At 72.4% G+C, this 22,561-nt stretch carries 19 protein-coding genes; 12 read left to right on the top strand and 7 right to left on the bottom strand.

Annotation, left to right across the window (positions count from 1 at the left end):
- The first annotated feature begins 97 nt into the window (after positions 1 to 97).
- From AQI95_RS20535 to lgt, 8 genes are all read left to right on the top strand, one after another.
- Positions 98 to 358 (top strand): HGxxPAAW family protein, encoded by a 261-nt coding sequence (locus AQI95_RS20535; RefSeq protein WP_067125410.1) that lies wholly within the window; start codon positions 98 to 100, stop codon positions 356 to 358.
- A 122-nt stretch (positions 359 to 480) separates the two neighbouring features.
- Complete coding sequence (locus AQI95_RS20540; protein WP_067125413.1) at positions 481 to 945, top strand: DUF2752 domain-containing protein; 465 nt, start codon at positions 481 to 483, stop codon at positions 943 to 945.
- Between the two features lie 134 nt (positions 946 to 1,079).
- A complete protein-coding gene (gene trpC / locus AQI95_RS20545; RefSeq protein ID WP_067125416.1) occupies positions 1,080 to 1,889 on the top strand; it encodes an indole-3-glycerol phosphate synthase TrpC in 810 nt (269 codons plus the stop codon).
- A 21-nt stretch (positions 1,890 to 1,910) separates the two neighbouring features.
- Positions 1,911 to 2,096, top strand: a complete 186-nt coding sequence (trpM, locus tag AQI95_RS45010) for a tryptophan biosynthesis modulator TrpM (protein ID WP_079071368.1) — start codon at positions 1,911 to 1,913, stop codon at positions 2,094 to 2,096.
- A 118-nt stretch (positions 2,097 to 2,214) separates the two neighbouring features.
- On the top strand, positions 2,215 to 3,498 hold the full coding sequence (gene trpB / locus AQI95_RS20550) for a tryptophan synthase subunit beta (RefSeq protein ID WP_067125419.1): 1,284 nt from the start codon (positions 2,215 to 2,217) through the stop codon (positions 3,496 to 3,498).
- Complete coding sequence (trpA, locus tag AQI95_RS20555) at positions 3,495 to 4,313, top strand: tryptophan synthase subunit alpha (RefSeq protein ID WP_067125422.1); 819 nt, start codon at positions 3,495 to 3,497, stop codon at positions 4,311 to 4,313. Before trpB ends, trpA begins: the two co-directional genes overlap by 4 nt.
- Positions 4,314 to 4,431: 118 nt before the next feature.
- A complete protein-coding gene (locus AQI95_RS20560) occupies positions 4,432 to 5,205 on the top strand; it encodes a DsbA family protein (protein ID WP_067125425.1) in 774 nt (257 codons plus the stop codon).
- A 105-nt stretch (positions 5,206 to 5,310) separates the two neighbouring features.
- The gene (gene lgt / locus AQI95_RS20565) at positions 5,311 to 6,282 is read left to right on the top strand and encodes a prolipoprotein diacylglyceryl transferase (RefSeq protein ID WP_067125428.1); all 972 of its coding nucleotides are present in this window, start codon (positions 5,311 to 5,313) and stop codon (positions 6,280 to 6,282) included.
- A gap of 66 nt (positions 6,283 to 6,348) precedes the next feature.
- On the opposite strand, the gene AQI95_RS20570 is transcribed toward lgt, so the two are convergent.
- The 7 genes from AQI95_RS20570 to AQI95_RS20600 are packed head-to-tail and all read right to left on the bottom strand — an operon-like array spanning position 6,349 to position 14,118.
- On the bottom strand, positions 6,349 to 7,161 hold the full coding sequence (locus AQI95_RS20570; protein ID WP_067125431.1) for an HpcH/HpaI aldolase/citrate lyase family protein: 813 nt from the start codon (positions 7,159 to 7,161) through the stop codon (positions 6,349 to 6,351).
- Positions 7,158 to 8,354, bottom strand: a complete 1,197-nt coding sequence (locus AQI95_RS20575) for a CaiB/BaiF CoA transferase family protein (RefSeq protein ID WP_208614225.1) — start codon at positions 8,352 to 8,354, stop codon at positions 7,158 to 7,160. The genes AQI95_RS20570 and AQI95_RS20575 overlap by 4 nt, the downstream gene beginning before the upstream one ends.
- Positions 8,355 to 8,407: 53 nt before the next feature.
- On the bottom strand, positions 8,408 to 9,301 hold the full coding sequence (gene rbsK, locus AQI95_RS20580; RefSeq protein WP_067125434.1) for a ribokinase: 894 nt from the start codon (positions 9,299 to 9,301) through the stop codon (positions 8,408 to 8,410).
- A complete protein-coding gene (locus AQI95_RS20585) occupies positions 9,298 to 10,674 on the bottom strand; it encodes an ADP-ribosylglycohydrolase family protein (RefSeq protein ID WP_067125437.1) in 1,377 nt (458 codons plus the stop codon). Before AQI95_RS20585 ends, rbsK begins: the two co-directional genes overlap by 4 nt.
- Positions 10,662 to 11,873, bottom strand: a complete 1,212-nt coding sequence (locus AQI95_RS20590) for an ADP-ribosylglycohydrolase family protein (protein ID WP_079071369.1) — start codon at positions 11,871 to 11,873, stop codon at positions 10,662 to 10,664. The genes AQI95_RS20585 and AQI95_RS20590 overlap by 13 nt, the downstream gene beginning before the upstream one ends.
- 8 nt (positions 11,874 to 11,881) lie before the next feature.
- Complete coding sequence (locus tag AQI95_RS20595) at positions 11,882 to 13,000, bottom strand: ADP-ribosylglycohydrolase family protein (RefSeq protein ID WP_067125439.1); 1,119 nt, start codon at positions 12,998 to 13,000, stop codon at positions 11,882 to 11,884.
- On the bottom strand, positions 12,997 to 14,118 hold the full coding sequence (locus AQI95_RS20600; RefSeq protein WP_244188800.1) for an ADP-ribosylglycohydrolase family protein: 1,122 nt from the start codon (positions 14,116 to 14,118) through the stop codon (positions 12,997 to 12,999). Before AQI95_RS20600 ends, AQI95_RS20595 begins: the two co-directional genes overlap by 4 nt.
- Positions 14,119 to 14,414: 296 nt before the next feature.
- Between AQI95_RS20600 and AQI95_RS20605 the strand changes: the two genes are divergently transcribed.
- From AQI95_RS20605 to AQI95_RS20620, 4 genes are all read left to right on the top strand, one after another.
- The gene (locus AQI95_RS20605) at positions 14,415 to 15,146 is read left to right on the top strand and encodes a VIT1/CCC1 transporter family protein (protein WP_067125442.1); all 732 of its coding nucleotides are present in this window, start codon (positions 14,415 to 14,417) and stop codon (positions 15,144 to 15,146) included.
- Positions 15,147 to 15,622: 476 nt separating this feature from the next.
- Positions 15,623 to 20,215, top strand: coding sequence for a glutamate synthase large subunit (gltB, locus tag AQI95_RS20610; RefSeq protein ID WP_208614226.1), 4,593 nt, complete (start codon positions 15,623 to 15,625; stop codon positions 20,213 to 20,215).
- Positions 20,208 to 21,671, top strand: coding sequence for a glutamate synthase subunit beta (locus AQI95_RS20615; protein WP_067125448.1), 1,464 nt, complete (start codon positions 20,208 to 20,210; stop codon positions 21,669 to 21,671). Before gltB ends, AQI95_RS20615 begins: the two co-directional genes overlap by 8 nt.
- Before the next feature lie 159 nt (positions 21,672 to 21,830).
- Positions 21,831 to 22,556: a VWA domain-containing protein gene (locus AQI95_RS20620; RefSeq protein ID WP_067125452.1), complete on the top strand. Its 726-nt coding sequence runs from the start codon at positions 21,831 to 21,833 to the stop codon at positions 22,554 to 22,556.
- The last annotated feature ends 5 nt before the right edge of the window (positions 22,557 to 22,561 follow it).

A 22,561-nucleotide genomic window follows, 5' to 3' on the forward strand; every position in this document is an offset into this window, starting at 1 on the left:
CGGCGAGCGTCCGGCTCGGACAGTGACGGACGGGCTCGCAGCCGTACGACACGTACGACGCCTACTGGACACGTACACAGCAACGAGGAGCACAGACATGGCGGGCAGCAGCCACGGCCACGGCCACACCCCGGCCGCCTGGACCGGTGTCATCATTTCCTTCATCGGTTTCTGCGTGGCGGGCGCCTTCATGGTGATGGCCCAGCCCGTCGGCTTCTGGGCCGGCTCTGCGCTCATCCTCCTCGGCGCGGTGGTCGCCGGCATCATGAAGGCCATGGGCCTCGGCTCGGACCCGAAGCCCCTCGTGGTGGCCGGGTCGCCCGCCGTGACCCGTGAGCCGGTCGGCGTGGAGAGCTGAGCACACACCCCGCTTCCCCGAGGGGCGGCCCGGCACCCGTACGCGGGTGCGGGCCGCCCCTCGTGGCATAGGTGCGGGCGGACCAGCGCGCGTGGTGCCGCCGCGGAGGGGACAATGCTCGCGTGAACGCTGACAGCCGCCCGGCCGCGCCGGGGGTCCCGTACCCGGCTCCGTCCGGCGCCTGTGCCGATCCGGTGTGGCGCCGGCTCGCCGTCCCGGCGGGGATCTTCGCGGCCGTCGCCGGGGCCTTCGCCTACGTCGGCGCCGTCGACCCGAACGAGCCCGGCCACTACCCCGTCTGCCCGCTGTACCGGCTCACCGGCCTGTACTGCCCCGGCTGCGGCGGACTGCGCAGCGCGCACGCCTTCGTCCACGGCGATCTCCTCACCGCGCTGCGCGACAACGCGCTGGGTGTGGCCGGGTACGTGGGCTTCGCGGTGCTGTGGACCGTATGGACGGCCCGCGCGGTGCGCGGCCGGCCGATGCGATGGGGCCTCGGGTCGGCGCATCTGTGGGGCATCGGAGTGTTGCTGCTGCTCTTCACGGCCGTCCGGAACCTGCCCTCGGGCGGCTGGCTGCATCCTTGATCGAACGGAGATGGTCCAGCTACTGGAATCGGCGTCCACCGGATGCGAAACCTCCGCGCTCCTGCGGATACCATCGCAATGACCACGGGTTTTCAAAACCTGAAGGAACCACCGTCTGAAAGGGGGCCGCTCGCGTGAGTGTGCTCGACGAGATCATCGACGGAGTCCGTGCCGACCTCGCGGAGCGGCAGGCACGCGTCAGCCTCGACGAGCTCAAGGAGCGCGCGGCCAAGGCTCCCGCCGCCAAGGACGGGGTGGCCGCGCTCAAGGGCGACGGCGTCAAGGTCATCTGCGAGGTCAAGCGCTCCAGCCCCTCCAAGGGCGCGCTGGCGGCGATCGCCGACCCGGCCGGGCTGGCCGCGGACTACGAGGCGGGCGGCGCGGCCGTCATCTCCGTCCTCACCGAACAGCGCCGCTTCGGCGGCTCGCTCGCGGACCTGGAGGCCGTCCGCGCACGCGTGGACATCCCGGTGCTCCGCAAGGACTTCATCGTCACGTCGTACCAGCTGTGGGAAGCCCGGGCGTACGGCGCCGACCTCGCGCTGCTGATCGTGGCCGCCCTGGACCAGCCGGCCCTGGAGTCGCTGATCGAGCGCGCGGTGTCGATCGGCCTGACCCCGCTCGTCGAGGTCCACGACGAGGACGAGGTCGAGCGCGCCGTGGACGCGGGTGCCAAGATCATCGGCGTCAACGCGCGCAACCTGAAGACGCTGGAGGTCGACCGCGGCACGTTCGAGCGGGTCGCGCCGGAGATCCCGGACCACATCGTCAAGATCGCCGAATCCGGTGTCCGCGGCCCGCACGACCTGATCGCATACGCCAACGCCGGCGCCGACGCGGTCCTGGTCGGCGAGTCGCTGGTCACGGGCCGCGACCCGAAGACCGCCGTCGCCGACCTGGTCGCCGCGGGCGAGCATCCCGCGCTGCGGCACGGCCGGAGCTGATCGCCCGGTAGGCTGACCCCGATGACTCCCACCATGACGACCGTGGACCGGTACGCCCGCCTGGCGCGCGGCTGCCGGCCGAGGGGCTGCCGTGCCCCGGCCCGGCGCGTCCACGGCCGTCGCGTGCGGTACGTCATCGGTGACGAGCCGGGACAGGTCAACGGACGTCGATGGCAGCGCGCCCCCGAGGGGCGCGGGGCGTTCTGAACGGTGCGGCTCCGCCGCGTGGGCGCGACCGGCGCCACACGGCCCGAGGTCGTACGACAGGCTCCGCCCCCCACGGCGAACAGTGTCTTTTCACACGCACTCACCGTGAGGTTCCGGCATGCCCAGCAACTTCTTCTTCCCTGACCCACAGGGTCAAGTCCCCACCGCCGAAGGCTACTTCGGCGTGTTCGGCGGCAAGTTCATCCCGGAGGCCCTCGTCGCCGCCGTGGACGAGGTCGCCGTCGAGTACGACAAGGCCAAGCACGACCCCGAGTTCGCCCGCGAACTCGACGACCTGATGGTCAACTACACCGGCCGCCCCAGCTCCCTCACCGAGGTCCCGCGTTTCGCGGAGCACGCCGGCGGCGCACGGGTGTTCCTCAAGCGTGAGGACCTCAACCACACCGGCTCCCACAAGATCAACAACGTGCTCGGCCAGGCCCTGCTCACCAAGCGGATGGGCAAGACCCGGGTCATCGCGGAGACCGGCGCCGGCCAGCACGGTGTCGCGACCGCCACCGCCTGCGCGCTGTTCGGCCTCGACTGCACCATCTACATGGGCGAGGTCGACACCGAGCGCCAGGCCCTGAACGTGGCCCGGATGCGCATGCTCGGCGCCGAGGTCGTCTCGGTGAAGTCCGGCAGCCGCACCCTGAAGGACGCCATCAACGAGGCGTTCCGCGACTGGGTCGCCAACGTGGACCACACCCACTACCTCTTCGGGACCGTCGCCGGACCGCACCCCTTCCCGGCCATGGTGCGCGACTTCCACCGCGTGATCGGCGTCGAGGCCCGGCGGCAGCTCCTGGAGCGCGCCGGCCGGCTGCCGGACGCCGCCGTCGCCTGCGTGGGCGGCGGCTCCAACGCGATCGGCCTCTTCCACGCCTTCATCCCCGACGCGTCCGTCCGCCTCATCGGCTGCGAACCGGCAGGCCACGGCATCGAGACCGGCGAGCACGCGGCCACCCTCACCGCGGGCGAGCCCGGCATCCTGCACGGCTCCCGGTCCTACGTCCTGCAGGACGAGGAAGGCCAGATCACCGAGCCGTACTCGATCTCGGCCGGTCTGGACTACCCGGGCATCGGCCCCGAGCACGCGTACCTGAAGGACTCGGGGCGCGGCGAGTACCGCGCGATCACCGACGACGCGGCCATGCAGGCCCTGCGCCTGCTGTCCCGCACCGAGGGCATCATCCCGGCCATCGAGAGCGCCCACGCCCTGGCCGGCGCCCTGGAGGTCGGCAAGGAGCTGGGCAGGGACGGCCTGATCGTCGTCAACCTCTCCGGCCGCGGCGACAAGGACATGGACACCGCCGCACGCTACTTCGGCCTCTACGACACCGACGCCGAGGTCGCCGCCGACACCACCGACACCGCCGAGATCGAGGGGGACGCCAAGTGAGCGGGAACATTCAGCTGCTGAGCGACACGCTCGCCGGTGCCAAGACCGAGGGCCGGTCCGCGCTCATCGCCTACCTCCCGGCCGGGTTCCCGACCGTGGACGGCGGCATCGAGGCGATCAAGGCCGTCTTCGACGGCGGCGCGGACGTGGTGGAGGTGGGCCTGCCGCACAGCGACCCCGTCCTCGACGGCCCCGTCATCCAGACCGCCGACGACATCGCCCTGCGCGGCGGGGTCAAGATCGCGGACGTGATGCGGACGGTCCAGGAGGCCCACGAGGCCACCGGCAAGCCCGTCCTCGTCATGACGTACTGGAACCCCATCGACCGCTACGGCGTCGAGCGCTTCACCACCGAGCTGGCCGAGGCGGGCGGCGCGGGCTGCATCCTGCCCGACCTGCCCGTCCAGGAGTCGGCGCTGTGGCGGGAGCACGCCGAGAAGCACGGCCTCGCGACGGTCTTCGTCGTGGCGCCGAGCAGCAAGGACGAGCGGCTCGCCCAGATCACCCGGGCGGGCAGCGGCTTCGTCTACGCGGCCTCGCTGATGGGCGTCACCGGCACCCGTGAATCGGTCGGCGCGCAGGCCCAGGACCTGGTCGAGCGCACCCGCGGCACCGGTACCGAGCTGCCCGTCTGCGTCGGACTCGGTGTCTCCAACAGCGCTCAGGCCGCCGAGGTCGCGGGCTTCGCCGACGGTGTCATCGTCGGTTCGGCCTTCGTGAAGCGGATGCTCGACGCACCCGACCACGCGGCGGGTCTCGCGGCGGTCCGTGAACTGGCCGGAGAACTGGCCAAGGGCGTGCGCGGACAGGTGTGACCGCCGGTGAGCGACCGGAGTCACTCGCCCGTCACTCACAACGAAAGATTCGGTCACTCGAACGAGTGGACCTGAGGTCGGGGAGGCGCGCTGCGCCTCCCCGGTTCGTTCTGGGGGTGTGAGCGAGAAGAACCGTGACGGAAAGCGCACCGCCCGGGAGCGGCTGGCGGTCGAGCGCGACAAGCAGAAGGCCGCGGACAAGCGACGGCGCACTCTGGTCGTGGGCGCCAGCATCGTCTGCGTCCTGGGCCTCGCGGCGGTGATCGGCGTTCTGGCCGCGAACGCCGGCAAGGAGAGCAGCGAGAAGGCGGGCCCGGTCGTGGCGCCCTCGGGCGCGCAGGGCAAGGACAGCCTCGCGATCCCGGTCGGCAAGGACGGCGCCAAGTCGACGCTCACCATCTGGGAGGACATGCGCTGCCCGGCCTGCCAGGCCTTCGAGGTCGCCTACCGCCCGACGCTCCACCAACTGGCCGACTCCGGCAAGCTCCGGATCGAGTACCACATGGTCCGGCTGATCGACGCCAACCTCGGCGGCACCGGCTCCCTGCGCGCGGCCAACGCCGTGGCCTGCGCCCAGGACGCCGGAAAGTTCCGCGACTACCACGACGCGCTGTACGCGAACCAGCCCAAGGAGACCGACGACGCGTTCGCCGACAACGCCAAGCTGATCTCCCTGTCCGGAAAGGTCGGCGGTCTGGACACGCCCGCCTTCCAGAAGTGCGTCAAGAACGGCACCCACGACAGCTGGGTGAACAAGGCGCAGAAGGCCTTCCAGGGCGGCGGCTTCACCGGCACGCCCACGGTCCTGCTCGGCGGGAAGAACATCTACCAGGACCAGACGATGACCCCGGCCAAGCTCAAGCAGATGGTGGAGGACGCCAACCGCGGGTAAGGGAATCCCCGCCTCCGCGGCTGATTTTTCTCACGTCCCCGTTATGGAGCCGTAGCCGGGCTGCTTGCCGTCCCCACGGGCCGGCACGGTAGCGTCGGACTTGCCATGGAACTTTCCTACATTCCCAGCCCGTCGCGCGGGGTGCTGTATCTCGGCCCCATCCCGCTGCGCGGCTACGCCTTCTGCATCATCATCGGTGTCTTCGTCGCCGTCTGGCTCGGCAACAGGCGCTGGATCGCTCGCGGTGGGCGGGCCGGCACGGTCGCCGACATCGCGGTCTGGGCCGTGCCGTTCGGCCTGGTCGGCGGCCGGCTGTACCACGTGATCACGGACTACGAGCTGTACTTCAGCCCGGGCCGTGACTGGGTGGACGCCTTCAAGGTGTGGGAAGGCGGCCTGGGCATCTGGGGCGCGATCGCGCTGGGTGCGCTCGGCGCGTGGATCGGTGCGCGGCGCCGGGGCGTCCCGATGCCGGCGTACGCCGACGCCGTCGCGCCCGGCATCGCGTTCGCACAGGCCATCGGCCGCTGGGGCAACTGGTTCAACCAGGAGCTGTACGGCCGTGAGACGCATGTTCCGTGGGCGCTGCACATCACCTCCTCCGAGGGCGGCCGGGTGCCGGGCTACTACCACCCGACCTTCCTGTACGAGTCCCTGTGGTGCATCGGCGTGGGCTTCCTGGTCATCTGGGCCGACCGCCGCTTCAAGCTGGGCCACGGCCGGGCGTTCGCCCTGTATGTCGCGGCGTACTGCGTGGGCCGCGGCTGGATCGAGTACATGCGCGTGGACGACGCGCACCACATCCTGGGCCTGCGCCTGAACGACTGGACCGCGCTGCTCGTGTTCCTGCTGGCGGTGGCGTACATCGTCGTGTCCTCGAAGAAGCGGCCGGGGCGGGAAGCCGTGGTCGAGCCGGGTGTCTCGACGGCTCCGGCCGACGGTGCGCAAGCCGCTGCCGAGACGGAAGCCGCTGCCGAGACGGAGGACGGGGCCGAGCCCGAGGCGGATGCCGCCGAGCCGAAGGCGGACGCCGTCGAGGCGAAGGACGAGGCCGGGTCGGCGACGAAGAAGAGCTGACGACTGCTTGCTGGTACGACGCGGAGGGCGCCCGGGTTTCCCGGGCGCCCTCCGGCGCGACAGGGATCAGTTCGTCCGGGCCAGTGACAGGGTCCGCCGGGCCAGCGCCACCACGGCCGCGTCGACGAAGCGGCCGTCGGGCAGGGCCTGGGCGCCTTCCTGGGCGGCCGCTGCCTTGAGGATCGTTTCCGCGTGCTCGATCTCCGCCGGAGTGGGCAGGTAGGCCCGTTCGATCACCGGCAGCTGCCGGGGGTGGATCGCGGCGCGGCCCAGGAAGCCGAGGGCACGGCCGTGGGCGCAGGAGGCGGCGAGACCCTCCGGATCGCGGATGTCGGGGTGGACCGACTGCGGGGGTGGGGCGAGGCCCGCCGCGCGGGCGGCGACGATCACCCGGGAGCGCGGCCAGTCGAGGCCCGCGTCGGCTCGTACTCCCAGGTCGGCCCGTAGGTCGGCCTCGCCGAGGGCGATGCCCCGCAGGGCGGGGTGGGCGGTGGCGACCGCGAAGGCGTGCTCGATGCCGAGGGCCGTCTCCAGCAGGGCGAACAGCGGGACGGAGGTGGCCGCGGCGACCTGTCTGATCTCGTCCGGGGTGGTCACCTTCGGCAGTCGCAGGCCCGCGAGGCCGGGGAGCGCGGTCAGGGCGGCCAGGTCCGCGGCGGCCCAGGGGGTGCCCAGGGCGTTGACGCGGACCTGGACCGGGAGGGGCTGGTGGTCGGCGAGGAGGTCGGCGGTGGCCGCGCGGGCGTACTCCTTGCGGTCCGGGGCGACCGCGTCCTCCAGGTCGATCACCACCACGTCGGCGCCCGCCGCCAGCGCCTTGGCCACCACGGACGGGCGGTCGCCGGGGGCGTAGAGCCAGGTGAGGGGGTACGGCCTCACAGGGCACCCTCCTCGCGCAGGGCGCGCAGCTCGGCCGGGGTGAGACCCAGCTCGGTGAGGACGGCGTCGGTGTCGGCGCCGTGCGGCCGGCCGGGCCAGCGGATCGCGCCGGGGGTCGAGGAGAGCCGGAAAAGGACGTTCTGCATGCGCAGCGGGCCCAGTTCGGGGTCGGGGACCGTGGTGATCGTGTCCAGTGCCTGGTACTGGGGGTCGTCCAGGACGTCCCGGACGTCATGGACCGGGGCCACCGCCGCCTCGGCCTTCTCGAAGGCCGCGAGGACCTCGGCCCGGGTGCGGGCGGCGATCCAGGAGCCGACCGCCTCGTCCAGCGCGTCGGCGTGACGGGCGCGGTCCGCGCCGGTGGCGAACCACGGTTCGTCGATCAGCTCGGGGCGGCCCACCAGGTGCATCACCCGTTCCGCGACCGACTGCGCGGAGGTGGATACGGCGACCCAGAGGCCGTCGGCGGTGCGGTAGGTGTTGCGCGGGGCGTTGTTCGCGGACCGGTTGCCGGTGCGTTCCTGGACGTGGCCGAGCTGGTCGTACCAGGTGGCGTGGGGGCCGAGGACCGACAGGATCGGTTCGATGATGGCCATGTCGACGACCTGCCCGCTGCCGCTGCGCCCCCGCGCGGCCAGCGCGGTGAGCACGGCGCAGGCGGTCGCGAGGCCTGCGACCGAGTCCGCGAGTCCGAAGGGCGGGAGCGTGGGCGGCGCCCCGGGCTCGCCGGTGATCGCGGCGAAGCCGCTCATCGCCTCGGCGAGGGTGCCGAATCCGGGGCGGTGCGCGTACGGCCCGAACTGGCCGAAGGCGGTGACCCGGGTGAGGACCAGCCGCCGGTTGGCCGCGGACAGCTCCGGCCAGCCGAGGTGCCACTTCTCCAGGGTGCCGGGGCGGAAGTTCTCGATCACCACGTCGGCGGTGGCGGCGAGCCGGAGCAGGGTGGCCCGGCCGCCGGGCGTGGACAGGTCCAGGGTGATGGTGCGCTTGTTGCGGCCGAGCACCTTCCACCACAGGCCGACGCCCTGCTTGGCCGGTCCGTGCCCCCGGGACGGGTCGGGCCGGCGCGGATGCTCGACCTTGATCACCTCGGCGCCGAAGTCACCGAGCAGGGTGGCGGCCAGCGGGCCCGCGAAGAGGGTCGCGAGGTCCAGCACCCGCAGACCGGCGAGGGCCGGTGTCGTCGTACTCATGCGGTGTTCCTCATGCGTCCGTACCTCATGCGCTGTCCCTCATGCGTGCTTCCTCAGGCGGTGAACTGGGCATCGATCTCCGGGCGGTACGGCATCGACACCGAGGCTCCGGGCCGTTGGACGGAGATCGCCGCGGCGGCCGCCGCCCAGGACAGCGCCTCCCGCACCGGCTTCTCCTCGGCGAGGGCCACCGCGAGCGCGCCGACGAAGGTGTCGCCGGCGCCCGTGGAGTCGACGGCGGTCACCTTCGGTGCCGGGATCACGAGCGGCTCGACGCCCCGGGCGAGGTAGAGGCTGCCGGTCGCGCCCAGGGTGACGACGACCTCCGGCACCAGGTCCAGCAGGGCCGCGGCGGCCTCGCGCGGGTCGGTGCGGCCGGTGAGGGTGACCGCCTCGTACTCGTTGGGCACCAACAGGTCGACCATGGCGAGGAGTTCGGGTGCCAGCGGCTGGACGGGCGAGGGGGTGAGGACCGTACGGACCCCGTGCCGGTGCGCGGCCTCGGCGCCCGCGACGACCGCGGCCGAGGGGATCTCCAGCTGCATCAGCAGGGCGTCGGCGGAGGCGATCACGCCCTCGTCGCCGGGGGAGAGATGGTCGACGGTGCCGTTCGCGCCCGGGATGACGACGATGGAGTTGGCGCCCCCGTCGTCCACCACGATGTGCGCGGTGCCGGACGGGCCCTCGACCGTGCGCAGGAAGTCCGTGTCCACGCCGGAGTGTTCGAGGGTGTCGCGCAGCCGCAGGCCGAAGGCGTCGTTGCCGACCGCGCCGATCATCGAGACCGTGGCGCCGGCGCGGGCGGCGGCGATCGCCTGGTTGGAACCCTTGCCGCCGGGGATCGTACGGAACTCGCGTCCCGTGACGGTCTCGCCGCTCTGCGGGGCCTTGGCGACATAGGTGACGAGGTCCATGTTCGTGCTGCCGAGGACGACGATGTGGGTCATGGGCGGGTCGCCTCCAAAAGGGTGAGGTGGGCGAGGGTGTCGAAGCCGCTGCCGTCGAAGTCGGCGACGGTGGTGGCGAGCCGGTTCTTCAGCGGGGCCCGCCAGCGGTCGGGGAGGGCGGCCGGTGCGCCCGCGAGCAGGCCCGCGACACTGCCGGCCGTCGCCCCGTTGGAGTCCGTGTCCCAGCCACCGGACACGGCACGGCAGATGGAGCCGGCGAAGTCGCCGTCCGCGTGGGTGAGGGCGGCGGTGAGCAGGGCGGTGTTGGGGATGGCGTGGACCCAGTGGTGGGCGGGGGAGTAGCGGGCGTGGAGTTCGTCCACGACGTCGTCGAAGTCCTCGTGGGACCCGGCCAGCCGGACCGCGTGGTCGATCGCTCGCGCGAGCCGGGAGCGGGGCGGGATCACCCGCCGGCCGGCGCGCAGACAGGCGTGGACGTCCTGGCCGCCGGGGGCCGCCCCGGCGGCGGTGGCGATGACGGCGGCCGTGAACATCGCCGCGTAGACGCCGTTGGCGGTGTGCGTGAGGGCCGCGTCGCGGTGCGCCTGTTCGGCCGCGGCGGCCGGGTCGCCGGGGTTGGTCCAGCCGTGCACGTCGGCGCGGATCAGGGCGCCGATCCACTCGCGGAAGGGGTTGCGATGGCGGGCGGTGTGCGGGGGCTCGATGCCGGTGAGGAGGTTGCGGTGGGCGATGCGCTCGGCGGTGAAGGCGCGGCCGGGCGGGAGTTCGTCCAGCCAGAGCCGTGCCACGTCGGCGGTGGTGAAGGTCCGTCCGTGCCGACGCAGCAGAAGGAGGTTCAGCAGCGGGTAGTCGAGGTCGTCGTCCTCCGGCATGCCGTCGATGTTCTCGGCGAGGCAGGTGCGGGCGGAGCGGCGGTTCCAGGGGTGCGCGGCGAGGAGGTCCGCCGGGACGCCGACGGCGCTGAAGTAGCCGGTGAGGGGCCAGTTGCCGGCGGCCTTCGCCAGGGCGCGGATGCCGTCGAGGGGAAGCTTCTCGACGGGCTTTCCGAGGAGGCAGCCGATGGCCCGGCCGAGCCAGGCGGCTTCGAGGGCGGCCGGGGCGGGGGCGGGGCGGGCGCGGCCGAGCGGACCGGGCCAGTCCGCGCACAGGGACTTGATGCGCGCCAGGTCCGTCGGCTCGTCCTCGGACAGGGCGCTGGGCAGATCGGCCAGTTCGTCCAGCAGGTCCTCGGCGAGGAGGCGGAGGTAGCGGGACGCGGGGTGGGGGGACGCGCCCGCCCGGGGCGGGGCGTCCTGGCCGCCCGCCGTTCGCCAGCGCGCCTCGATCGCCGAGGGCTCCCGGCCGTCCAGACGGGCCTGGCGCAGTTCGTGGCCCAGCAGGTCCTCGGGCTGGACCCAGGTCAGTCGGAGCATGCGCTGCCTCCGAGTGCCGCGAAGGCCCGCTCGTGCGCCCGGCGCCGGCGCACGTCCCGGGCGAAGATCTCCTGGGTGACCTCGGTGAGCGTGCGGGCCGGCGCCCACAGGTCCAGACGGCTCGCCTCCGCCACCGTCTTCGCCCAGTCCCGCGGGACGGGTGAGCCGAGGGCGCCCGCGAGGGCACCGGCCATCGTGGCGATCGAGTCGCAGTCACGGCCGTAGTTGACCGCGCCGAGGACGGCCTGCCGGTAGTCGCCGCCGGAGACCAGCAGCATGCCGAGGGCGACGGGCAGTTCCTCGATCGCGTGCAGGCGGGAGGGGCGGCGGGCGGCCGCAGAGGGGGCGCGGTAGTCCGGGCCGACGGTGTCGTAGGGGGCGACCGCCGCGCGCAGGGGGCGCAGTGCGGACTCGAAGTCGCGGTGGCCGCGGGCGACTTCGCAGACCTTCTCGATCGCCTCGCGCGTGCCGTCCTTCGCCAGGGACAGACAGGCGGTGACGACCGAGTCGGGGCTCGCGCCGGGTGCCATGGCGGCGGCGACGGCGGCGGCGAGGACACCGGCCGCCTCACGGCCGTACGACGACTGGTGCGCACCGGCGATGTCCAGTGCCTCGGCGTAGGCGGCGGCCGGGTCGGCCGCGTTGACCAGGCCGACGGGGGCCATGTACATCGCCGCACCGCAGTTGACGATGTTGCCGACGCCCGCCTCCCGGGGGTCGACATGGCCGTAGGCGAGCCGCGCCACGAGCCATTTCTCGGCGAGGAAGAGGCGGTGCAGCGGCAGGGCCTCGGTCTCCAGTTCCGGGATCCAGCGCGGGTTGGTCATCAGGTCCGGGACCAGGTGGTCGGCGATCGCATAGGCGTCGAGGTGGTCGCGGACCCGGGCGTAGACGCGGATCAACGCGTGGGTCATCAGGGTGTCGTCGGTGACGTGGCCGTCGCCCTTGTGGTACGGGGCGATGGGGCGCGCGGTGCGCCAGGCGTCGCCGTGCCAGGGGCCGACGACGCCGTGGACGCGCCCGCCGTGGCGTTCGGCGATCTGCTCGGGGGCGTACCCCTCGACCGGGCCGCCGAGGGCGTCGCCGACGGCGGCTCCGACGAGGGCACCGGTGATCCGTTCGGCGAGTCCGTAAAGGGCTGTCCCGCCGCTTTGTTGCTCTTCGGGCCTTGCGGGGCATTCGGGCTCTGTGGGCGTCATGCCCCGAATCATCCTCCTGGGCGGGCCGGTTGTACGGCTTCCAGGAGTCCGGCGAGTTCCACCAGGTCGGTGCCGGCGAGACGGGGCAGCGCGCAGCCGGACAGGGTGCGGCAGGCGTCCCGCCAGGTCCGCGGGACGGCCGCGCCGCCGCCGAGGGCCCCGGTGAGGGCGCCCGTGAGGGCGGGGGCGGAGTCGGCCACCCGGGACAGGCAGGCGGCGGCGGGTACGGCCGCGGCGATCCGGCCGCCGGCCGCGGTGGCGAGGGCCAGGGCGACCGGGACCGTCTCGGCGGCGGCGATGCCGTAGCTGTAGACGTGGTCGACGATCTGGTGCTCCAGGAGCGGGACGAGGGCGAAGGCGGACTCGCTGTCCTCGGCGAGGGCGAGGGCGTGGCGGGTGTTGCGGCCGATCTCGGTGTCCGCCGGGAGCTCGGCGAGCGCCGCGGTCACACAGGTGTCGGGGCCGGCGCCGGCGAGGGCCAGCGCGAGCGCCGCGGCCATGGCGCGGGCGCCGTGCACACCGTCGCCGTCCTGGGTGTAGCGGGCGTCGAACTCGGCGAGGCCGGCGGCACGTTCGGGGTCGCCGGGGTGGGCGACGGCGAGGACGCAGGCGCGGACGCAGGCAGCGTCGTCGAAGTAGTGCGGGTTGTCGTGGCCGGTGGCGGGCGGGCGCAGGCCGGCGGCGAGGTTGCCGAGGCCGGCGCGGACGGAGATACGGGCGCGCAGGGGCAGGACGGCGGACTCGATCTCGGGCGCGCGGTCCGCCGCCGCGGCGACTTCCGCGGCCACGGCGGTCCAGGTGAGGTCGATGGCGGCGCGGGTACGGCGCTCCCGGCTGAGGTCGCCGAGCACGTCGTCGTCGCCTGCCCGCAGCACCGCCTCCGCGGCGAAGGCCGCCCACTCGGCGTCGTCGGAGGGGCCGAGGCGGAGGGGTTCGGGGGGCTGGTTGAGGGCGATCGGCACCGGCAGGGTGGTGGTGGCGTTCTGCTCGGCGAAGGTGTCCAGCTCGCGGGTGAGGCGTCGGGTCCATTCCGGCATACGGCTGGCCCGGTGCCGCGCGGCCGGCCAGCCGGCGGCATCACCCGCGGCGAGCCCGAGCAGGAGCCCCTCGATGCGGCGCACGGTCATGACCGGACCTCGCTGTCCGCGTACCCGGCCAGCGGGCTGCCCCTGCCGGTTCCCCGTTCGCTCGTCCGGCCGCCCGGCTCGCCCGGTGGAGAGGCGCAGGGCAGGGGCGCGGCCGGTCGTGGGGGAGCGGGCACCAGCAGCTCCGCCACCTCCAGTACGTGATGGCCTGCCATCGACGGCAGACAGCGCCCCCGGGACGGTCCGATCGCCGTGGCCCAGTGGGCGGGGATCGCCGCCGCGCCCCGCGTCGCGCCGGCCAGGGCGCCCGCCACCGCGGCCGTCGTGTCCGCGTCGCGGCCCATGTTGACGGCCGTCAGGACCGCCTCTGCGAAGTCGCCGTCGGCCGCCGCGTACGCGCCGAAGGCGAGGGCGACCGCCTCGGGGGCGAGGTCGGTCCAGGGGTAGCCGCCGATGACGACCGCGCAGCGCACCGCGCGTTCGCCGCGGTGGGCCACGGCCACCGCACGGCGCAGGGAGCGTGCCGTCCAGGAGTCGTCCGGGACGACCGCGAGCGCCGCGGCGATCACCACCGGGACCGGTGCGCCCGTCATCGCCGCCGCCACTCCCGCCGCGACCGCCTGACCGCCGTAGATGCCCTCACCCTCATGGCTGATCGAGCCGTCGATCGCCACCAGCCGGGCCGCTTCGGCGGGGCGGCCGGCCGCGAAGACGCCGAAGGGGGCGGCGCGCATCGCCAGGCCGTCGCTCCAGGCGTGACGGTGCTGGGCCGAGATGGGGGCGGCGAGCCCGCGGCGGAGGTTCTCCAGGGTGCCGCGTTCGCTGAAGCCCGCTCCTCGGAAGGGGCCCTCGGCGCGGTCGGCGATCCACTCGTGCCAGGCCGCCTCCACATGGGTCGGGGTGAGCGCGGAGCCGTGCCGGGCGAGCAGGAGTCCGGAGAAGATGGCGTACTCGGTGTCGTCCGTGCCGCAGGGGTGGTCGGTGACGTACCCGGTGATGCGGCCCCAGCGAGCCCGGATCTCGGACGGTCTGAGGTTCTCCGCGGGCGCGCCGAGCGCGTCTCCGACGGCCAGGCCGAGCAGCGCGCCGCGGGCTCTCTCGTGCAGTCCGGCGGCGTCGTCGGGCGCCGGGACCGGGGGAGTGCAGGCGATCGATGCCATGGGCGGCCTCCTTCAGAGGGACCACGAGGGCCGGCGGGACCACGAGGGCCGGCGGGACCACGAAGACGCTTTGCGGATGTGTGCCACGGCGTCCGGCCGGCCGAGCCTCCGCGGGGTTCCCGTCACCCGCTTGGCATCTGAGCAAGATCATGCACGGATGAGCAAAGTCAGGTAAAGGTGCAGGTTAGCCCAGCCTTTCCTTGGTGGCGAGCGGGTGGGAATGGGCGTAGATTCTGGATGGTCGAAAAGTAGAACTCGTCCAAAGTTAGCTTTGGCTAAGCTATCCGGGGGTCCGCATGGCCGTCATCGAAACCCAGGCCGCGCTGCACGAGGCGCACCGGGACAACCACACGCACCGCGATGTCAACGGCGGCTGGCTGCGCCCCGCCGTCTTCGGCGCCATGGACGGCCTCGTCTCCAACCTCGCCCTGATGACCGGTGTGGCCGGCGGGGCCGTGAGCCATCAGACCATCGTCATCACCGGTCTCGCGGGCCTCGCCGCCGGCGCCTTCTCCATGGCGGCCGGCGAGTACACCTCCGTCGCCTCCCAGCGGGAGCTGGTCGAGGCCGAACTCGATGTCGAGCGCCGTGAGCTGCGCAGGCACCCGCAGGACGAGGAGGACGAGCTGGCCGCCCTGTACGTCTCCCGTGGGGTGGAGCCCGAGCTGGCCCGCGAGGTCGCGCGGCAGCTGTCCAAGGACCCGGAGCAGGCGCTGGAGATACACGCCCGGGAGGAGCTGGGCATCGACCCGGGCGACCTGCCGTCGCCGCTGGTCGCCGCGGTGTCCTCGTTCGGGTCCTTCGCCCTGGGCGCCCTGCTGCCCGTGCTGCCGTTCCTGCTCGGCGCGACCGCGCTGTGGCCCGCCCTGCTGCTCGCTCTCGTCGGGCTCTTCGGCTGCGGCGCGGTGGTGGCCAAGGTGACCGCGCGCAGCTGGTGGTACAGCGGCCTCAGGCAGCTTGCGCTGGGCGGTGCTGCGGCCGGTGTGACGTACGCCCTGGGCAGCCTGTTCGGAACGGCCGTAGGATAACGTCGTCGGTACCTATGCAACGGGACGCATAGGTACTCGCCAGCCCGTTACTCGCTGGTTTCGACCGCGTGACCACGGGGCATGAGCCGTAAGCGCCGCAAGCAATGACGCCTGCCGCACCCCCGCGGAGTGAGTGAAGACGCTCCCCCCGCCCCCTCGGACCGCCGGACACCGATCCGATCGATCGTGTCCGCAACGGTCCCTTTGACGCGTTCGCCGCCGCGTGCGGCACTCCAGGCCGCCACGCGCGGCTCCCGCCGCCCTCGCGCGGTACCCCCGCCGCCCCGTGCGGCGCTCCGCCGCCCTCGCGCGGCATCCCGGCCACGGACCCCGTGGTGTCCGCATGTTGGAACGGAGTATCCGCTTCCCGAGAACCGCTCCATCATGTAACCTGCACGAAATTTTGATCTCACGCAGAGGGCCAACGTCGTCCCTCGGCACCTGCCACATGCCACATGACGACGACGGGAGAGCCGATGCGTACGCCGCGCCAGCCGTCCCAGCATTCCGCGAATGGCCAGAACTGGTCGTTCATGGATGCTCGCCCTGCTGCTCAGGGTATGTACGACCCCCGCAACGAACACGACGCGTGCGGCGTCGGTTTCGTCGCCACCCTTACCGGCGAGGCGTCCCACACGCTGGTCGAGCAGGCGCTCACCGTGCTGCGCAACCTGGAGCACCGCGGAGCCACCGGCTCCGAGCCCGACTCAGGGGACGGCGCCGGCATCCTCTCCCAGGTGCCCGACGCGTTCTTCCGTGAGGTGGCCGGTTTCGACCTTCCTTCGGCGGGCTCCTACGCGGTAGGCATCGCCTTCCTGCCCGGGGAGGGCACCGAGGGTGCCGTCTCACGGATCGAGACGATCGCCGACGAGGAAGGCCTCACCGTCCTCGGCTGGCGTGAGGTCCCCGTCGCCCCGGAGCTGCTCGGCGCCACCGCCCGCTCCACCATGCCGGTGTTCCGCCAGATCTTCGTCGCCGACCACACCAGCGAGGGCATCGCGCTGGACCGCAAGGCGTTCGTGCTGCGCAAGCGCGCCGAGCGCGAGGCCGGTGTCTACTTCCCGTCGCTCTCCGCGCGCACGATCGTCTACAAGGGCATGCTGACCACCGGCCAGCTGGAGCCCTTCTTCCCGGACTTGTCCGACCGCCGCTTCGCCTCCGCGATCGCGCTCGTGCACTCCCGGTTCTCCACGAACACCTTCCCGTCGTGGCCGCTCGCGCACCCCTACCGCTTCGTCGCGCACAACGGTGAGATCAACACCGTCAAGGGCAACCGCAACTGGATGCGCGCCCGCGAGTCGCAGCTGGTCTCCGACCTGTTCGGCACCGGTGACATCGAGCGCGTCTTCCCGGTCTGCACGCCGGACGCCTCCGACTCCGCCTCCTTCGACGAGGTCCTGGAGCTGCTGCACCTGGGCGGCCGTTCGCTGCCGCACTCCGTGCTGATGATGATCCCGGAGGCGTGGGAGAACCACGACTCCATGGACGCGGCCCGGCGCGCCTTCTACGGCTACCACTCCACGATGATGGAGCCCTGGGACGGCCCGGCCTGCGTCACCTTCACCGACGGCACCCAGGTCGGCGCCGTGCTCGACCGCAACGGCCTGCGCCCCGGCCGCTACTGGGTCACCGACGACGGCCTCGTCGTCCTCGGCTCCGAGGTCGGCGTCCTCGACATCGACCCGGCCAAGGTCGTCCGCAAGGGCCGGCTGCAGCCCGGCAAGATGTTCCTCGTCGACACCGCCGAGCGCCGCATCATCGAGGACGACGAGATCAAGGCGGCCCTCGCCGCCGAGCAGCCCTACGCCGAGTGGGTGGAGACGGGCGAGATCGAGCTGGGCGACCTGCCCGAGCGCGAGCACATCGTCCACACCCACGCCTCGGTCACCCGCCGCCAGCAGACCTTCGGCTACACCGAGGAGGAGCTGCGCGTCATCCTCGCCCCGATGGCCCGCGCCGGCGCCGAGCCGATCGGCTCCATGGGCACCGACAGCCCGATCGCGGCCCTCTCCGAGCGCCCGCGCCTGCTGTTCGACTACTTCACCCAGCTGTTCGCGCAGGTCACCAACCCGCCGCTGGACGCGATCCGCGAGGAGCTGGTCACCTCGCTGCGCTCCTCGCTGGGCCCGCAGGGCAATCTGCTCGACCCGACCGCCGCCTCCTGCCGGTCCGTGACACTGCCCTTCCCGGTGATCGACAACGACGAGCTGGCCAAGCTCATCCACATCAACGCCGACGGCGACATGCCCGGCTTCAAGGCCGCGACCCTCTCCGGTCTGTACCGGGTCTCCGGCGGCGGTGACTCCCTCGCCGCGCGCATCGCCGAGATCTGCGCCGAGGCCGACGCCGCCATAGACAACGGCGCCCGCCTGATCGTCCTGTCCGACCGGCACTCCGACGCCGAGCACGCGCCGATCCCGTCGCTGCTGCTCACCGCGGCCGTCCACCACCACCTCATCCGCACCAAGCAGCGTACCCACGTGGGCCTGCTGGTCGAGGCCGGCGACGTCCGCGAGGTCCACCACGTCGCCCTGCTGATCGGCTTCGGCGCCGCCGCCGTCAACCCGTACCTGGCGATGGAGTCCGTCGAGGACCTGCTGCGCGCGGGCACCTTCCTGAACGGCATCGAGCCGGAGAAGGCCATCAAGAACCTGATCTACGCCCTCGGCAAGGGCGTGCTGAAGGTCATGTCGAAGATGGGCATCTCCACCGTCGCCTCCTACCGCGGCGCCCAGGTCTTCGAGGCCGTCGGCCTGGACGAGGCCTTCGTCGAGAAGTACTTCAACGGCACCGCCACCAAGATCGGCGGCGTCGGCATCGACGTCATCGCCCAGGAGGTCGCCGCCCGCCACGCCAAGGCCTACCCGGCCTCCGGGATCGCCCCGGCGCACCGCGCGCTGGAGATCGGCGGCGAGTACCAGTGGCGCCGCGAGGGCGAGCCGCACCTGTTCGACCCGGAGACGGTCTTCCGCCTCCAGCACGCCACGCGCAGCGGCCGCTTCGACATCTTCAAGAAGTACACCGAGCGGGTGAACGAGCAGTCCGAGCGCCTGATGACGCTGCGCGGCCTGTTCGGCTTCGACTCCGGCCGCCGGCCGATCCCCCTCGACGAGGTCGAGCCGACGAGCGAGATCGTCAAGCGTTTCTCCACGGGCGCCATGTCGTACGGCTCCATCTCCAAGGAGGCGCACGAGACCCTCGCCATCGCCATGAACCAGCTGGGCGGCAAGTCCAACACCGGTGAGGGCGGCGAGGACCCGGACCGCCTGTACGACCCGGCGCGGCGCAGCGCCATCAAGCAGGTCGCCTCCGGCCGCTTCGGCGTCACCTCCGAGTACCTGGTCAACGCGGACGACATCCAGATCAAGATGGCCCAGGGCGCCAAGCCCGGCGAGGGCGGCCAGCTGCCCGGCCACAAGGTCTACCCGTGGGTCGCCAAGACGCGGCACTCGACGCCGGGCGTCGGCCTGATCTCCCCGCCGCCGCACCACGACATCTACTCCATCGAGGACCTGGCCCAGCTGATCCACGACCTGAAGAACGCGAACCCGCGGGCGCGGATTCACGTCAAGCTGGTCTCCGAGGTCGGCGTCGGCACGGTCGCCGCGGGTGTCTCCAAGGCGCACGCCGACGTCGTGCTCATCTCCGGCCACGACGGCGGCACGGGCGCCTCGCCGCTGACCTCGCTGAAGCACGCGGGCGGCCCCTGGGAGCTGGGCCTCGCCGAGACCCAGCAGACCCTGCTGCTCAACGGCCTGCGCGACCGGATCGTCGTCCAGACCGACGGCCAGCTGAAGACCGGTCGTGACGTGGTCATCGCCGCGCTGCTCGGCGCCGAGGAGTTCGGTTTCGCGACCGCTCCGCTCGTCGTCTCCGGCTGCGTGATGATGCGCGTCTGCCACCTGGACACCTGCCCGGTCGGCATCGCCACCCAGAACCCGACCCTGCGCGACCGCTTCGCCGGCAAGGCCGAGTACGTGGTGAACTTCTTCCAGTTCATCGCCGAGGAGGTCCGCGAGATCCTCGCCGAGCTGGGCTTCCGCTCCATCGAGGAGGCCGTCGGCCACGCCGAGGCCCTCGACGTGGCGCGGGCCGTCGACCACTGGAAGGCGCAGGGCCTGGACCTGGAGCCGCTCTTCCATGTGCCGTCGCTGCCCGAGGGTGCCGTCCGCCACCAGGTGGTCCCCCAGGACCACGGCCTGGAGAAGGCCCTGGACAACGAGCTGATCAAGCTCGCCGCCGACGCCCTCGCCGCGAACGACGCGACCGAGGCCCAGCCGGTGCGCGCCCAGGTCGCCATCCGCAACATCAACCGCACGGTCGGCACCATGCTCGGCCACGAGGTGACGAAGAAGTTCGGCGGCGCGGGCCTGCCCACCGACACCATCGACATCACCTTCACCGGCTCGGCCGGCCAGTCCTTCGGCGCCTTCCTGCCGCACGGCGTCACGCTGCGCCTGGAGGGCGACGCCAACGACTACGTCGGCAAGGGCCTCTCGGGCGGCCGGCTCGTCGTGCGCCCGGACCGCGCGGCCGACCACCTCGCCGAGTACTCGACCATCGCGGGCAACACCATCGGCTACGGCGCCACCGGCGGCGAGCTGTACCTGCGCGGTCGTACCGGTGAGCGGTTCTGCGTCCGCAACTCCGGCGCGCTCGTCGTCTCCGAGGGCGTGGGCGACCACGGCTGCGAGTACATGACCGGCGGTCACGCGGTCGTCCTCGGCCCGACCGGCCGCAACTTCGCGGCGGGCATGTCCGGCGGCATCGCCTACGTCATCGACCTCGACCGCGACAACGTCAACGCGGGCAACGCCGACGCGGTCGAGGCGCTGGACGACGCGGACAGGCAGTGGCTGCACGACGCCGTGCGCCGCCACGCCGAGGAGACCGGCTCGACGGTCGCCGAGAAGCTGCTCGCCGACTGGGATGTGGCCGCGGCTCGGTTCAGCAAGATCATCCCCAGCACGTACAAGGCAGTGCTCGCCGCCAAGGACGCCGCCGAGCGAGCCGGTCTGACCGAGACCGAGATCACCGAGAAGATGATGGAGGCGGCGATCAATGGCTGACCCGAAGGGCTTCCTGAACCACGGCCGCGAGGTCGCCCGGACCCGTCCCGTCGGTGAGCGCGTCAAGGACTGGAACGAGGTCTACGTCCCCGGCTCCCTGCTGCCGATCATCAGCAAGCAGGCCAGCCGCTGCATGGACTGCGGCATCCCGTTCTGCCACAACGGCTGTCCGCTCGGAAACCTGATCCCCGAGTGGAACGACTACGCCTACCGCGAGGACTGGACCGCCGCCTCCGAGCGCCTGCACGCCACCAACAACTTCCCGGAGTTCACGGGCCGCCTGTGCCCCGCTCCCTGCGAGTCGGCGTGTGTGCTCGGCATCAACCAGCCGCCGGTCACCATCAAGAACGTCGAGGTCGCGATCATCGACAAGGCCTGGGACGCGGGCACCGTCGCCGCGCAGGCCCCCGAGCGCCTGTCCGGCAAGACGGTCGCGGTCATCGGCTCGGGTCCGGCGGGCCTCGCCGCCGCCCAGCAGCTGACCCGGGCCGGCCACACCGTCGCCGTCTACGAGCGCGCGGACCGCGTCGGAGGCCTCCTGCGCTACGGCATCCCCGAGTTCAAGATGGAGAAGCGGCACATCAACCGCCGTATCGAGCAGATGCGGGCGGAGGGCACCCGCTTCCGTACCGGCATCGAGATCGGCCGCGACCTCAAGGCGACCGACCTGAAGAAGCGGTACGACGCGATCGTGATCGCCGCCGGTGCGACCAAGGCCCGCGATCTCCCGGTTCCGGGCCGCGAGCTCAAGGGCATCTACCAGGCCATGGAGTACCTGCCCCTGGCGAACAAGGTCCAGGAGGGCGACTACGTCACCGCGCCCGTCTCCGCCGAGGGCAAGCACGTCGTCGTCATCGGCGGCGGTGACACCGGCGCGGACTGCGTGGGCACCGCCCACCGCCAGGGCGCGGCCTCCGTCACCCAGCTGGAGATCATGCCCCGCCCGAACGACGAGCGGCACCCGACCAGCCAGCCGTGGCCGACCTTCCCGATCCTGTACAAGGTCACCTCGGCCCACGAGGAGGGCGGCGAGCGGATCTACTCCGCCTCGACGACCCACTTCGAGGGCGACGAGGACGGCAACGTGCAGTGGCTGCACCTGGCCGAGGTGGAGTTCGTCGAGGGCAGGCTGACCTCCAAGCCGGGCACCGAGCGCAAGATCCCGGCCCAGCTGGTGACCCTCGCGATGGGCTTCACGGGCACGGACCGGGAGAACGGCCTCGTGGACCAGTTCGGCCTGGACCTCGACGAACGCGGTAACATCGCCCGCGACGCCGAATTCCAGACCAACGTGCCGGGTGTGTTCGTCGCCGGTGACGCCGGCCGCGGCCAGTCCCTCATCGTGTGGGCGATCGCGGAGGGCCGCTCGGCCGCCCGCGGTGTCGACCGGTTCCTGACCGGTGCCAGCGACCTGCCGGCCCCGATCCGCCCGACCGACCGCGCCCTGGCGGTCTGACGGCATCCGAAAAGCGTCCCGTACAACGGCGTACGGAACACCAGACGGCGCCTGCCCACTGTCCCCGACCGGACCCTGGGCAGGCGTCGTCGCATGTCCGCCCCGCCGGTTGATCACGTAGGCTCGGCGCTCCGGACAGCCGAGGGGGACAGGGGGGCCATGGCCGCGATCAGCCTCAGGAAGGTGGAGGAGACCGCGCCCGCGCTCGTCGGCGCCTACCGGTCCGCGGGGATGTCGCTCGCCAAGCACGGCCTGGACGGGCTGCGCGCCGCCGTCTACCTGGTGGTCGACTACTCGGGCTCGATGAGGCCGTACTACAAGGACGGCAGTGTGCAGGCGCTCGCCGACCGGGTGCTGGGCCTGTCCGCGCACCTGGACGACGACGGCCGGGTGCCGGTGGTGTTCTTCTCCACGGACGTCGACGCGGTCACCGACATCGACCTGGCGAGCCATGCGGGCAGCGTCGAGCGGATCGTGGCCGGGCTCGGGCACATGGGAAAGACCGGCTATCACCGGGCGATGGACGCCGTCATCGACCACTACCTGGACAGCGGCGCCACCGACCCCGCCCTGGTGGTCTTCCAGACCGACGGCGGCCCGATCGACAAGTTCGCCGCCGAACGCCATCTGTGCAAGGCGGCCGGGCTGCCGCTGTTCTGGCAGTTCGTCGGCTTCGGCGATCCGGGCAGCCGGCAGTTCGAGTTCCTGCGGAAGCTCGACGAGCTGGCCGTCCCGGACCGGCGGATCGTGGACAACGCGGGCTTCTTCCACGCCGGCCGGAACCCGCGGAGCCTGTCCGACGCCGAGCTGTACGACCGGCTCGTCGGCGAGTTCCCGCAGTGGCTGGTCGCCGCGCGCACCGCGGGGATCGTACGGCAGGCCTGACGGCA

It is taken from the genome of Streptomyces yokosukanensis (assembly GCF_001514035.1).
In the GTDB taxonomy this organism is placed as follows: Bacteria; Actinomycetota; Actinomycetes; order Streptomycetales; family Streptomycetaceae; genus Streptomyces; species Streptomyces yokosukanensis.

Coding starts and splice junctions, on each gene's coding strand:
- AQI95_RS20600 (WP_244188800.1), bottom strand. CDS start 14,118: ATGGCATCGATCGCCTGCACTCCCCCGGTCCCGGCGCCCGACGACGCC.
- AQI95_RS20585 (WP_067125437.1), bottom strand. CDS start 10,674: ATGCTCCGACTGACCTGGGTCCAGCCCGAGGACCTGCTGGGCCACGAA.
- AQI95_RS20590 (WP_079071369.1), bottom strand. CDS start 11,873: ATGACGCCCACAGAGCCCGAATGCCCCGCAAGGCCCGAAGAGCAACAA.
- lgt (WP_067125428.1), top strand. CDS start 5,311: ATGGAACTTTCCTACATTCCCAGCCCGTCGCGCGGGGTGCTGTATCTC.
- AQI95_RS20595 (WP_067125439.1), bottom strand. CDS start 13,000: ATGACCGTGCGCCGCATCGAGGGGCTCCTGCTCGGGCTCGCCGCGGGT.
- AQI95_RS20535 (WP_067125410.1), top strand. CDS start 98: ATGGCGGGCAGCAGCCACGGCCACGGCCACACCCCGGCCGCCTGGACC.
- AQI95_RS20605 (WP_067125442.1), top strand. CDS start 14,415: ATGGCCGTCATCGAAACCCAGGCCGCGCTGCACGAGGCGCACCGGGAC.
- AQI95_RS20615 (WP_067125448.1), top strand. CDS start 20,208: ATGGCTGACCCGAAGGGCTTCCTGAACCACGGCCGCGAGGTCGCCCGG.
- AQI95_RS20620 (WP_067125452.1), top strand. CDS start 21,831: ATGGCCGCGATCAGCCTCAGGAAGGTGGAGGAGACCGCGCCCGCGCTC.
- gltB (WP_208614226.1), top strand. CDS start 15,623: ATGCGTACGCCGCGCCAGCCGTCCCAGCATTCCGCGAATGGCCAGAAC.
- trpM (WP_079071368.1), top strand. CDS start 1,911: ATGACTCCCACCATGACGACCGTGGACCGGTACGCCCGCCTGGCGCGC.
- rbsK (WP_067125434.1), bottom strand. CDS start 9,301: ATGACCCACATCGTCGTCCTCGGCAGCACGAACATGGACCTCGTCACC.
- AQI95_RS20575 (WP_208614225.1), bottom strand. CDS start 8,354: ATGAGTACGACGACACCGGCCCTCGCCGGTCTGCGGGTGCTGGACCTC.
- trpB (WP_067125419.1), top strand. CDS start 2,215: ATGCCCAGCAACTTCTTCTTCCCTGACCCACAGGGTCAAGTCCCCACC.